Origin of the sequence: Chroococcidiopsis cubana SAG 39.79, from assembly GCF_003991895.1 — a bacterium.
GTDB classification, from domain to species: domain Bacteria; phylum Cyanobacteriota; class Cyanobacteriia; order Cyanobacteriales; family Chroococcidiopsidaceae; genus Chroococcidiopsis; species Chroococcidiopsis thermalis.
In genome coordinates, this window is the sequence record NZ_RSCK01000043.1 from 20220 (window position 1) to 31919 (window position 11700).

General features: G+C 43.7%; 9 protein-coding genes and 2 pseudogenes. 2 read left to right on the plus strand and 9 right to left on the minus strand.

Annotation, left to right across the window (positions count from 1 at the left end):
- Positions 1–683: 683 nt before the first annotated feature.
- Positions 684–1391: a general stress protein gene (locus tag DSM107010_RS22095; RefSeq protein ID WP_106167923.1), complete on the plus strand. Its 708-nt coding sequence runs from the start codon at positions 684–686 to the stop codon at positions 1389–1391.
- Positions 1392–1672: 281 nt separating this feature from the next.
- On the opposite strand, the pseudogene DSM107010_RS43065 reads toward DSM107010_RS22095, so the two are convergent.
- The 9 genes and pseudogenes from DSM107010_RS43065 to DSM107010_RS22140 all read right to left on the minus strand — a co-directional run bounded on the left by DSM107010_RS43065 (position 1673) and on the right by DSM107010_RS22140 (position 9267).
- Positions 1673–2006 (minus strand): annotated as a pseudogene (locus tag DSM107010_RS43065) (four-helix bundle copper-binding protein).
- 308 nt (positions 2007–2314) lie between these two features.
- A complete protein-coding gene (locus tag DSM107010_RS22105) occupies positions 2315–3175 on the minus strand; it encodes a hypothetical protein (protein ID WP_106167924.1) in 861 nt (286 codons plus the stop codon).
- A gap of 128 nt (positions 3176–3303) precedes the next feature.
- Positions 3304–3957, minus strand: a complete 654-nt coding sequence (locus tag DSM107010_RS22110; RefSeq protein WP_106167925.1) for a hypothetical protein — start codon at positions 3955–3957, stop codon at positions 3304–3306.
- Between the two features lie 104 nt (positions 3958–4061).
- The gene (locus tag DSM107010_RS22115) at positions 4062–4508 is read right to left on the minus strand and encodes a PRC-barrel domain-containing protein (protein ID WP_106167926.1); all 447 of its coding nucleotides are present in this window, start codon (positions 4506–4508) and stop codon (positions 4062–4064) included.
- A 526-nt stretch (positions 4509–5034) separates the two neighbouring features.
- Entirely contained in the window at positions 5035–5601 is a 567-nt protein-coding gene (locus DSM107010_RS22120) for a DUF3611 family protein (RefSeq protein WP_106167927.1), read from the minus strand.
- A gap of 99 nt (positions 5602–5700) precedes the next feature.
- A complete protein-coding gene (locus tag DSM107010_RS22125; RefSeq protein WP_106167928.1) occupies positions 5701–6879 on the minus strand; it encodes an HhoA/HhoB/HtrA family serine endopeptidase in 1179 nt (392 codons plus the stop codon).
- A gap of 669 nt (positions 6880–7548) precedes the next feature.
- Complete coding sequence (locus tag DSM107010_RS22130; protein ID WP_015155802.1) at positions 7549–7917, minus strand: response regulator; 369 nt, start codon at positions 7915–7917, stop codon at positions 7549–7551.
- 310 nt (positions 7918–8227) lie between these two features.
- Positions 8228–9115, minus strand: a complete 888-nt coding sequence (locus tag DSM107010_RS22135; protein ID WP_106167929.1) for a DUF3267 domain-containing protein — start codon at positions 9113–9115, stop codon at positions 8228–8230.
- Positions 9064–9267 carry a hypothetical protein gene (locus tag DSM107010_RS22140; protein WP_127023948.1) on the minus strand — a complete coding sequence of 68 codons (204 nt, stop codon included), beginning with the start codon at positions 9265–9267 and terminating at the stop codon, positions 9064–9066. The genes DSM107010_RS22135 and DSM107010_RS22140 overlap by 52 nt, the downstream gene beginning before the upstream one ends.
- Before the next feature lie 238 nt (positions 9268–9505).
- On the opposite strand from DSM107010_RS22140, the pseudogene DSM107010_RS22145 reads away from it, so the two are divergent.
- Positions 9506–11681 (plus strand): annotated as a pseudogene (locus DSM107010_RS22145) (hybrid sensor histidine kinase/response regulator).
- The last annotated feature ends 19 nt before the right edge of the window (positions 11682–11700 follow it).

Genomic DNA, 11700 nt, shown 5'->3' on the forward strand with positions numbered 1-11700 from the left:
AATGCCAAAGAGCATCATGGCTAGACAAACGAGATAAACCCCACCCAGAGCTACCACTTCCCAAAGCTGAAAACTGTATTTCTCCGATACTAATGTCGCTCTTGGGATTCGAGTTCGGGCATTTTACGATGAAATAAATCACAGCCAAATCCCGCTCAAGTGGAGAAGTAGAATCGAAATCAAGCGAAACTTCACTTGTACTTATACCTTATTTTTTCCTGATTGAATTTATCGCTCGAACTAACTGTATGCTTTCAGATTTTTTGTTACGTATCGTGTCACAGAAAAGTGTTGCCTGAGCCTATCCCTCTCTTTTGGTAGACTCAAGCTAAACCTATGGACTGATGTAGATTTTGGCTCTAGCAAAGAGACTAGTAATAACGCGATCGGCTGCTAGTCCAGCAAAAAAAGGCTGCTGCCTAGTCTGAGCAGTTTGCAAACCTAAAGCCTAGACTGGTCAAAGAAGGATAGTCTTGACCAAGAGACTGCAAGCGAAGACAAATTGTGAGTAGCGATATTTAAACTTTAACTACTCAGATTGACAAAATTTTTAAGAATGCAAAACTTGCAGAGCCTTATCTATTTGTAGCAGAAGAATATGCTAAGGCTGTTATTTGAAGGTCTTAGGTTTATCCTAGTGTGGCGATCGCGTAGATGTATTTATTTGAGTATTAGGAGGAAAAATGGCAACTCAACAATACAAACGTGCAGTTGGGGTATTTCGCAGCCGTAGAGAAGCTGAAAACGCACTGAACGCATTAAGAGATTCAGGTTTTTCGACAGATCGAATATCCGTGTTGGCTAAAGATGCAAACCGCAACGAAGAGATTGCAGGTATTGACGTACAAGACCGCAACCAAATGAAAGATCGCGGTGATAATGAAGCTCCAGAAGGTGCTGGTATTGGTGCTGTAGCTGGTACTGCTCTAGGTGGCGTTGGTGGTTTATTAGTAGGTTTGGAAGCTTTAATCATTCCAGGCGTAGGTCCATTTCTGGCAGCTGGTACTGTAGCGACTACCTTAGCTGGTGCTGGCATTGGTGCAGCAGCAGGTGCGATTGTTGGTGCGCTGACCGGATTGGGAATTCCCGAAGAGGACGCTAAAGCTTACGACCAGCGAGTGTCTCAAGGTGATTACTTAGTGATGATCGAAGGTACGCCCTCAGAGATCGATCGCGCTGGTTCGCTGTTAAGAGATCGCGGTGTCGAAGAGTGGAACGTATACAATATGTCTGACGGCGATCGCGCTAATGTTAGTACAACTCCTGCACCGATGAATCGGCAAACAGCAACGTATAGAGAAGAGACTGTGAGCGATCGCTCCTCCATAGACATAGATAGAGATGCTCAGCCCGAAGTCGAGATTGTGGATAAGCGAGAAGAAATTCGCTAGTTTTGTGCTATAAACCCGAGCAATTCGCGGTGTGGTTTTTCAACTACCATCTCCTGTCATCTAGCTGACCCCACTTATAATTACTAACTCACCCCATGCGTGACTTTTTTCTTAGCCCCCTTTTTAAGGGGGTTGGGGGATCGAAAACTATGCCGATCGCGAAAAGATCCCCCCTAGCCCCCCTTGAAAAGGGGGGAACAAGAGAAAGTAGCACATCGCATAACTCGTAATTATTGCTTTTTAATTACGAATTACGAATTACGAATTACGAATTCATTGAATTATGCTCTTGCTGTGGCAATACCTGAAATTTTTCGATATTCTTCTACTGCATTGCGGCAAGCTTTAGCACAGTTCTAGCAGTGTGGATTATCGTGCTGTTCGCATTCGCGCTTCACAGGCTTCGCAGATATCGATGCAGGCACGGACGACATTCGGAATGAAGCGAGAACTACGACTCATAAAACCCGCGCTCGTCCAACAGATTTGAGCGCAGTCGCGGCACAGACGAGCGCATTCTGGCATAGAACCCAGATACTCATCGGCACAGTGTTCGCAGTTCCTCGCGCAGTGAATCGCAGCATCAATACTGGTTTGATATTGTTGATGAGGCAGAAAATCCTCCCGTTCAAATGCTTATTTTGTCAGTCTATAAATTGAAAAAAAATTTATATCTCTGTCTCGTGAGGTAATCACAATTTCTCTCAAATGAAAGACAACCATTTCATCTGAATTTCATTCTTCTATGCTGCGATCGCTATTTGCCTAATTTGCTACACTCTAACTTTGTTTCTTGTTTTCTGAGTGTATAAAAATCTAAATACATAAACAACGTAGAGATACACCCTTGTATCATCTACGCTGTTTCGATCTACGCTGTTTCGATCGGTCGATTTAGTAACAGCCGTCTGTCTCAAGTTAATTTATTTAGCTGCTCTGGGAATTGCTGACGGGTACACAGATTGAACGACAAGTACGGGCTTTTGGCTATATTCTGCTTCTAGCTGCCTGACAAAACCCTCGTCCCAATTGAAATCGTATTCTCTTTCGAGGTCAGCGACGACCAAGGGACGCAGTACACCTGTTACAGCAACCGTCTGATCTTCTTTAACCGCTGTGTTTGCTGTATTGCCTGTTTTAGGATTTGCCACTAATACTAGTAAGTCGGTAGCACCAAACAGTTGGTCTTCGTCCAGAGTAAAAGTAGTTGGACTGAGTATTTCCTCAACTTCACCCGTTACAGCCAGCGTTCTGCCGTAGTACTGTTTTGGATTTGAAGTAATTTCCCCTGGTTCGGGTGCAGGAGCGATCGACTGAGCAATAATTGCTGGTTTGCCCTCGTAGTCTACGTATAAGTTCGGCTCCAAGTCCAGAAAATCGTAGTCTCGATTGACATCAGCCACGACAAATTGACGTACTTCACCTGTGACTTGAACTTCTGTATTGTCAGTAGGTAGAGCTAAGGGCTGTCCTAAAGCATTAACAACTAGAATTGTTTCGTTGCCAAAAAATTCCTCGTCGCTAATTGTGAAGGTGTTGTTACCAACTTTTCTCACGGGTTCGCTTCTTACCGTTACAGTCTTACCGATGAGTTGCTTTGTGTTGTCGGTCACTTCCTCTGTAGTGACGTTTCCAGTTGGAGATGTAGGAGCATTTGTTGTTGCAGTCTCTCCTGTGGGAGCTGCTGGTCTATTTGTCTCTAATTGATTCGTGCAAGCGGGAAGAACGATCGCGGCTAGTGCTAAGGCGATCGCGCTTTTAGTATTCCAGATCTTATTTAACATTGAGAAAATCTCCTTACTCCTCTTAGTTAAGTCAAAAGTTAAAAGTCATAAGTCAAAATGTTTAGATACAGTTTTGACTGGTGCTAGATAATTTTGGGTACGAATTATCTAGTCTTTGTGGAAGCGAATTAGTTCAAGAAAACTTGACCATCTTTTTGAATTCTCAGAACACCCTGGTTGCGATCGCGAGGGTTCGCATCTTCATCCAACGCTACCTCTAAGACTCCATCCTGAGATGCAGACATGGGCATAACTTGCACGAAACCATCATCCTGACGTGTAAAAGTCACGGTTACAGGCACGGGTAATCGTAAAACAGTTTCTTCTCCACCTTGCAGAACTCGGCGTTGTGTATGCCCAACTGCTTCATAGGTGACGATCGCGTTTGTATTGTTCTTCACTCTCACCTCTACATTGCCGTCCATCGACATGATTTTAGCAACTGCCTGGGAGCGGTTTTCTGGTAGAGGCGGTGTTACAGGCGGGTTCGTTCGATCGCGCATTCTGGGGGTGTAGTAAGGATCTGCTGACCTAGCACTAGGACGGGTAACTTCAGGCGTACCTTGTCCTTGCACGATTCTAGTTGCAGCATTAGGCGGACAGCCTTCGGGAGCCAGACGTGTACTATTGAAAGGTTCTTCGTAGTAGATTCTCGGGCAAGGATTGAGTACTTGAGATCCCTGTGCCGATGCCACTAGAGGAATTGCTGGTATACCAATTAGTAAGCCACCAAAGACTGTTCCTACTATTTTTTTTGGTTGACTTCTATTTTTTTTAAGCATCTGTAACTCCGATTTTAAGTTTTTTGGGTTTTTTGATTTTATTTATTGGCAATCTGCATTAGCTAAAAGAAGCGATCGCCTTTGCTACTTTTTAACAAAACAACTCATGATGGCTCATTTAAAGTTGCTGTAGTATTGAGTACCATTGGATCGATTGGTGCGATCGGTGCGGGTTGAATTGAAGGTTTGTTATGTGCAGGGCGATAAGCATTGCTAACGCGAGTTTCATAGTCGCGATCGAGCTTCAAATCGTCGTTGAATTGGGGTAAATTCTCGGCTTGCTCTTTTGTTAATCCTTCAACATCTACTCTGCTTTCTATCGCACTAACTCGCGCTCTTTCTATTGGGAGTAAAACTTCTTTGCCAAAAATCCAAAAGCCAAGATCGACAATCAGATACCGAAATTTTCCCGTGTCTTCATCAACTAAAATATCTTTGACCGTGCCAACTTTTTCGTCTTCATTTGCATATACAGCAAATCCAATAACAGCACAATCTCTCATTCTGTTTATCATCTGTGGATAGATATCTTTCAGTTTTAGTAAAGCCATTTTTTCAACTAACGTTGCCGTTTGGGCGATCGAATAGACTGCGCGTATGCATAACTACCAGCCTCATTCAAGTGGGAGAGCCTGCCAGAGAAACGATCGTTTGCAATTAGAGTTGATTGTCCTAGGAAGTCAAGAGAAAAAGTTGAGCGCCCAACTAGGGGGTGTAAGTTCAATTGTTTGAACTGGTGTAGAATTCAACCGTTTTGATTGAACCTATTTTTAGGTTAGATTCAAAAAGTGGAAAACTGGTGGAGAAACCTAATTTCTCCACCAGTTACTACTTTAGATAGACTTTAACTAAACCAATTGGAGTAATTGACAAGAGGGAGTAGGGATAGGGGAGCAGGGAGCAGAGTTGTACAAAAAATGCGCGTTGTGAGTTACAAGCGCATCTTAAAAAAACAATTATGTTGAGATGCGTTGCACGAAACAGTTGGAAATCAATATTTCAATTCTATACTTAAAAAGTATGGGTTCCCCCTACTCCCTACTCCCTGCTCCCTTTGACTTTTAACTTTTGACTTGCTTAGTCTATCCATTCGAGTAGTCCTAAAGATGTAAGACTACCAACTAAGTGAGTCCCAATAAGATTGACATTCGCTAAGATGACAAGAATATCGAGAGAACGAATGACATTTCCCTGCTGGTACACAGCTACACCTTGGGGTACAGCTAAAGCTTGTGAGAGTATTGAGATAGCGCTGACTTCCGATGCGATAAATGCTAACAACATGCCAATGAAGCTCGCAATCAAGCCAATTTTCAAAACTTGAATTACCTCTTCTTTTCTCGGATGCAATTCGCGCTCTGGTGACTGCAAGCGTCTAGCTAAAACACGACCTCGAAATGCCCAAAATATTCTAAAGACTGCGAGTAATACGCCAACGACGGCTAGAAAGATACTTAAACCAATAGCTGCATTCTCTGTTGCTACGCTGAGGCTGCGACTAAAGACTGCAAATGTTAAAGCAATACCGGAAGTACTAGCTAAAGCCAACTGTATCCAGAAGCTAAAGCGGCTAACAACGCGGAAAGTTGCTGCAAATCTTTGTTTCGTTGGGGTTGGCAGCGAAGTTTGGAGCAGTTCAGACATGATTTTCTCCTATTAGGTGATGCCAAATTAATTTAGAAAAATCTTCAACACAAAATAATTGCCTAGAAGTAGAGTTGTCTATTTACAATCAAAGAGCTTCTATCTGGAGGGAGATGGTAACTGTTCTGGTTTCAAAGTTAGCTGTTGAGTCGAGCCATTACGGTTGACTGTAATCTGTAGCGATTTGCCTAAATTTGTTGCTTCTACAGCATCTTGTACAGAGTCAGCAGTTTGAACTTCAGTTGAGTTAATTTGAGTAATAATGTCACCAGGACGCAAACCAGCACGAGCTGCGGGAGAGTTGGGAGCAACTTGTACAATTAAAACTCCCCGATCGCGCTCGACTTTAAAACCAGGGTTACTCTGGTTAATTTCCTGCTGAATTTCCGGTGTTAATTCAATTAGTCGCACGCCAATATATGGATGTTCGACTCGACCAGTTGTAATTAACTGCTCGGCAATTCTTTGTGCCGTATTAATCGGAATGGCAAAACCTAAACCTTGCGCTCCGCCAATAATAGCAGTATTCACGCCTACAACTTCGCCTTGAGCATTGAGCAAAGGTCCGCCAGAATTACCAGGATTAATTGCCGTATCAGTTTGCAAAAAGTCAAGTCGTTTGTCGTTGACACCAATATCTGAACCACTGCGTCCTGTGGCGCTGATAATTCCTTGAGTTACGGTGTTATCTAGACCTAAAGGATTACCAATGGCGATCGCCCATTGTCCAACAGTAATATTATCGGAATTAGCCAGCTCAACTGTAGGTAAATTTGTCCCCTCAATATCAACAACTGCTACGTCTGTAACTGGGTCTGCACCCACAACTTTTCCAGCAAAGCGGCGACCATCTCTTAGCACGACTGATACTTTATCCGCACCTTCTACCACATGGGCATTAGTTAGAATGCGACCATCTTGGCTAATAATAAATCCCGAACCGATACCGCGTTGAACTTTCTCTTGAGGCGGAAAGAAGTTTTCCCCAAAAAATCGCTCAATCAAAGGATTGCTATATACTGCTGTGGGTACTTCTACTGTACGGGTAGCATCGATTCGTACAACTGCGGGTCCTACATCTTTGACAACTTCAGCAACAAAGTTAGGATTGTTTTGTAAATTAGCTGTCGGTTGGGTAGGTGAAGGTTGGACTTGGACTTCTCTATTTCCTAAAGATTCGCATCCCGCAGAACTACCAATTATAAGTATGCCTAAATATAAAATTGGTTGCTGGAAAATTTGTTTACTTGTCTCCCCACGCCGTTTTTTCAATTCCATGACCGTAAGCCTATTAATTCTGACTAGCTTTAACTCGCTCTGAATTGGAAGATAGAGCTAACTTCAACTTAGATGGCAATGGTGGAAAACTCGTGGAGAAATGCGATCGCTTCTGCCCGCTCGTATTTGCAATTTTCTTGCCTCTTCAACAGAATCGAGGAAGCAAGAACTAAACATTAACTAGGCTGCGACTCCTGGCACTAACTTCACCTTCAGCGTTCTGGCTTTGGCTAACGCTTGAGACGGAGCATTACATCGATCCAACAGCTCTCTTAGCGAATTAATTTGAAGCCAATACCGAGCTTGTCACTACTAAAGCACGAGCGATCGTTTCGGCAGCAGATCGGAAAATATCTCAGCCGATACTAAATTTTCCGATGATGTTTCTAGCCAAAAACTGAGTTTTTATAGACTGCATCACACTTGCGATCGGTCACTATGCTAGCGATGCAGCTCTCCTTTTCTTCTCATCCTCTAGAAGGATATGGAACTGATTTAATATGTAAATTATATTACGATAAATGACGATCGTTCTCGTGATATTAAACATGTAAGTGTGATGTCGATCGAATTCAAAATCTCAACAAACAACAAATAATATATTTCTAATTTTTTAGATTGCTATTGCTATTTATAGATTTGGTTAGGTTCGCACTCAATGTTTTTATTTTAAGTCAAAGCCGCTTCCACTTGTTCGGCAAGCTTTAGAGGATTAAACGGTTTGTTGAGTACACCTCTAACACCTAATTGAGTAAATTTCTGCTCGACAAAGCGCCCTCTAGCCGTTAGTAAAATAACAGGAATGTTGCTAGTTATTGTATTAGATTGCAGTTTTTTTAAAGTAGATAAGCCATCTTCATCTGGCATCATGACATCCAAGAGAATTGCATCTGGTTGGTTATCTTGAGCTAAGTTTAAGCCTTCCCGACCTGAATGAGCGGTTATTACCTGCCATCCCCCCATAATTTCTAAGCAGGTTTGAACTAATTTTAGAATATCGTCTTCGTCATCAATAACTAAAATTCGTTTGCTTGTCACTATTTTCTTCTCCTTCTCAATTTCAAGCATCCTGCGACTTGATTAAGCGTTGTGTTAATGTTGTTGCTGGCTATTTTTGCCTGAAAAAGTTTTGATTTATTGAAATAGAATAATACAAAAATTGAAATATCGATTTATTATGTCATGTCTCGGACTCCGACTCTCGACATAACTATCATTATTGAAGTTAAGCTTCAAACCCTTTTAGCGCATTTCTTCTTCCCTACTCCCTACTCCCTATAATATTAAGGATCAAAAGTGGAAAAGTGGTGGAGAGTTAAAACGTTTGAACAGAATGGTTGTATGAGCTTTAGCGATCGCCCATTGATTTAAACAACACTCCGACTAAACTCAGTACGGTAGCGATCGCTATCCATAACCACGGGTTAAACGAGATCCCAAATCCTTTCGCACTATTCTCCCAATTCAAAAGCTGTAACGAATCCGTGCCAACCATGAATGAAGGCACGTTCAAAAGATCGAATAAGATAGGCAAGAGAAAACTTACGAAAACAATTAGTTCAAGCACTAAAACGGTCAAATCTAGCCATTTTCGGAATGTAGATTTAAACTTGTCGCGTTGTCGAAAAGGCAAGGAACGTGTATCGACATCAGCAGGCGCATAAATTGCTACTCCTGTCTTACGGTCTTCCACTGTAACCGATCGCGGACAGCGCAGCAGTAGCGTTGCAATCCAAATATCGCCACTCGCGCCAGCAGTATTGAGAATGGCTATCCAGCCTAACCAAGGTGCTTGAGGTAAAACGGCTAGTAGAAGTATAGCCGCTGCGTTAACGATAAATAAAGGAGTTAGCGAAATCACTAAAAAAGCGTTGCGGGAAAAACGCCTTCTCGGTGCAGTCGTGTAAGCGTAGGGAAGAAAATATTCGATTCCTACTCCAGATCGCGGTTTACCGCCAAAGGCAATGAAAGCCAAACCGTGTATAAGTTCGTGGAGAATAAACGTACCGAGAGGAATTGCTACAAAATAAACTAAAAACAACATAATTTGCCATGCTTGTTCAGAATAGACTGCGGCATCAAAAATCCACAATCGCTTGTATCCGTGAATAACTTGGTAAAAGGTACTAATAGCTGCTGCCGTGACGACAAACAAGATGATACTCAAACTACTCCAACGCAAGGCTAGTGCTGGAGTGAGGCGGAAAATATGAATTGGGCGATCGCCTGAAAACATCTGCCGCTAGATAGAGGTTGAATTTGCCTCATCTGGCACGACAGAAGTACAGGCAGTGCGAACCAGTCAGATGCACCAACACAAAAGCAATTATTCAAAGGATAGCGATCGCCACCTTGATGAATGTTGCTGAGTTGTTGATTTAGAGTCATACAGACAGTAAGTGCTGCTGACTCTAAAGTTAGTGCCTGCAATGAGCAGGAGTGTGTGTGAGATATACTACCTATACAACTGTCGAACTTCAGAAAAGGCGTAGGTCTTACGAACCTTACGATTCCTAAGCTAAAGCGCAAAAGTGGAAAAGTCGGGCAGATAAAGATGAAAAAGAAATTACCTGTCATGAATCAACTTGTTGCGCCAACATAGAAAAGCTAGCCCAAACCGCAGAATATGCTCAGTTCGATCCGTCACCTTAAGGGCTACGGTGTTGCTGTTGTTGCCGTCGCCATTGCTTTTCTCTTAACACAACTAGTATGGGGGTTGATCCAACCTCACCTTTATCCGCTATTCCTAGCTGCGGTAATGGTAAGTTCTTGGTATGGTGGTATTGGACCAGGATTGCTGGCGACTGTTTTAGCTGCCGTACTATGCAACCACTTCTTTGTCCCCCCACTTTATTCGTCGTTACCTGGTCGAGATGGAATTGTCGGGCTGATTCAATTTGGACTAGTAGCAGGATTCATTAGCTTTCTCAACTCCAGGCTGCGCTCGACTCAGCACCGAGCCGAACGTAATGCGCGAGAAGCAGAACAAAATTATGAGGTTTTTACGTCAAAGTCAAGAAAATCTCCGCCGCAGTGAAGAACGCTACCGCATATTAGTAGAAGGAGTCACCGAATATGCCATTTTCATGCTAGACCCAAACGGAATCTTTGCAAGTTGGAATGTCGGTTCGGAGCGGATGCTAGGCTACTCTGAGGCAGAAATTATCGGTCAACCTTTTGCACGGATTTTTACATCAGAAGCAATACAGCAAGGCTTACCCGCACAAGTGCTGCAAATGGCGATCGCTGAAGGCTTTTCTAGAGAGAATCGCTGGCACATTCGTAAGGATGGGACGTACATTTGGACTCATTGCATCATCACCGTCTTGCGAAATGAAAATGGAAATCTGCGGGGTTTTGCCAAAATCATGCAAGATATTACTCAGCGCAAGCTAGCTGAAGAAGAACGAGAGGAATTGCTAGTACGCGAACAAGCTGCCCGCGCTGAGGCAGAAGCAGCCAATCGCGCCAAGGATGATTTTTTGGCTGTGGTTTCCCACGAGTTACGTACCCCGATGACAGCGATCGTGGGTTGGGCTGGGATGTTGCGGTCGGGTATGCTAGATGATAATCGAGCGGCTCTAGCAGTGGAAACAATCGAGCGCAATGCTAACTTGCAAATGCAACTGATTGAAGACCTGCTCGATATTTCCCGCATTGTCAGAGGAGATATTTCACTCAATTTTGCTAGAGTCGATCTCGCTAGAGTCATCACCGCAGCAATTGAAGTCGTACAGCCAGCCGCAAATGAGAAAGCAATAGATTTGGAGTTTGTGCGGGAGTCGGCGAAGAGAGCTGAGGGAGCTGAGGAGGCTGAGGAAGCTGAGGGAGAGACTAGTCACTCACCACTCACCACTCACCACTCACCACTTATCTGGGGTGACTCAGAACGCTTGCAACAAGTGGTGTGGAATCTACTTTCCAATGCAATTAAATTTACTCCTGAAGGCGGAAGAGTTGAGGTGCGGCTAGAAAAAGTCAAAAGCTTGCCCTCGAACGAAGTGAAGGGTCAAAAGCTTGCCCTCGAACGAAGTGAAGGGTTAAATGTCAAAAATCTTGCCCAAGACCAACTACCAATTACCAATTACCAATTACCAGTTACCAACTTTGCTCAAATCCAAGTCATCGACACAGGTGTAGGGATCGATCGCGACTTTCTACCATATGTTTTCGATCGCTTTCGTCAGGCAGATAGTACTAGTGCGAGATCGAATAAAGGCTTGGGCTTGGGTTTGGCGATCGCCCGCCACCTAGTAGAACTCCACAATGGCACAATTCGAGTCGATAGTTCAGGCAGAGGACAAGGGACTACATTTACAATCGAACTCCCCGTTTCAGAAAGAGTATCTAGAGCAGGGGAAACAGGAGAAGAAAATCCTTCAGCCCCTAGCCTCCAACCCCCAGCCCCTTCCCTACGTGGCTTGCGAGTATTGGTTGTGGATGATGAAGCTGATGCGCGACAGTGGATTACAGTCGTACTGGAAGAGTCAGGCGCAGAAGTCATTGCTGTTGCTTCAGTGGGCAAGGCACTAGAGGTAATAGAACAACACAGACCAGACGTACTCATCAGCGATATTGGAATGCCAGGGGAAGATGGCTACACGCTGATCCGGAAAATTAGAGAATTGGAACCCCAAATGGGCGGAACTATTCCCGCCGTAGCTTTGACGGGATATGCCAGGCAAGAAGATTACACCAAGGCTCTAGCAGAAGGTTTTCAGCTTCACGTCGCTAAACCAATTAGGGCGGCTGAGTTAGTGGCTGTGGTTACGAGCTTGGCTAAAATGGCTGGAAAACTTTAAGAAGGGTGTGGGGTGTGGG

Bases quoted from the DNA above. Each gene is read 5' to 3' on its own strand.
- DSM107010_RS22115 (WP_106167926.1), bottom strand. From the start codon at position 4,508: ATGGCTTTACTAAAACTGAAAGATATCTATCCACAGATGATAAACAGA.
- DSM107010_RS22095 (WP_106167923.1), top strand. From the start codon at position 684: ATGGCAACTCAACAATACAAACGTGCAGTTGGGGTATTTCGCAGCCGT.
- DSM107010_RS22140 (WP_127023948.1), bottom strand. From the start codon at position 9,267: ATGACTCTAAATCAACAACTCAGCAACATTCATCAAGGTGGCGATCGC.
- DSM107010_RS22110 (WP_106167925.1), bottom strand. From the start codon at position 3,957: ATGCTTAAAAAAAATAGAAGTCAACCAAAAAAAATAGTAGGAACAGTC.
- DSM107010_RS22125 (WP_106167928.1), bottom strand. From the start codon at position 6,879: ATGGAATTGAAAAAACGGCGTGGGGAGACAAGTAAACAAATTTTCCAG.
- DSM107010_RS22105 (WP_106167924.1), bottom strand. From the start codon at position 3,175: ATGTTAAATAAGATCTGGAATACTAAAAGCGCGATCGCCTTAGCACTA.
- DSM107010_RS22135 (WP_106167929.1), bottom strand. From the start codon at position 9,115: ATGTTTTCAGGCGATCGCCCAATTCATATTTTCCGCCTCACTCCAGCA.
- DSM107010_RS22120 (WP_106167927.1), bottom strand. From the start codon at position 5,601: ATGTCTGAACTGCTCCAAACTTCGCTGCCAACCCCAACGAAACAAAGA.